At 62.4% G+C, this 450-nt stretch carries 1 protein-coding gene; it reads right to left on the reverse strand.

Going from position 1 to position 450, the window contains the following annotated elements; genetic code table 11:
* Window positions 1-21: 21 nt before the first annotated feature.
* The coding region (locus tag AACY08_RS29675) for a tyrosine-type recombinase/integrase (RefSeq protein ID WP_339472652.1) at window positions 22-450 on the reverse strand (429 nt) is incomplete at its 5' end.

Here is a 450-nt window from a genome sequence, read left to right on the forward strand (position 1 = left end):
GAGGGAGTGTTCGAAGACGGGTCAGGCCCGCCTTCGAACGTCGGTGAGCATTGTGATCAAGGCGTCGGAAGGCGGCTTGAAGCGCCCCGGCTTGATCGCAGGGGCACCGTGGGCTGCGAGAATCTGCAGCTTCTCTTCGGGATCGGCGCGCAAGTAGGTCTCGGTGCTCTGGATACTGGCGTGGCCGAGCCATAATGCGACCTTGCGAATGTCCCCCGTCGCCGCGAGCGTGTGCATCGCGCAAGAATGACGAAGCACGTGGGGTGTGACGCGCTTCCCAAGGATCGACGGCTGCTTCGTCGCTGCCGTCTTGACGTGCTCGGCCAATCGGAACGCAAATCCGTCGCGGGTCATCGGCTGCCCGTTGGCATTGAGGAAAATCTCGGTGACCTCAACTTGAGGCCGGATCGCAAGCCATGCGCGCAATGCGATCTGGGTCTCCTTCCACAG

Source organism: Pseudomonas sp. EL_65y_Pfl1_R83, assembly GCF_963970695.1.
In the GTDB taxonomy this organism is placed as follows: domain Bacteria; phylum Pseudomonadota; class Gammaproteobacteria; order Pseudomonadales; family Pseudomonadaceae; genus Aquipseudomonas; species Aquipseudomonas tritici.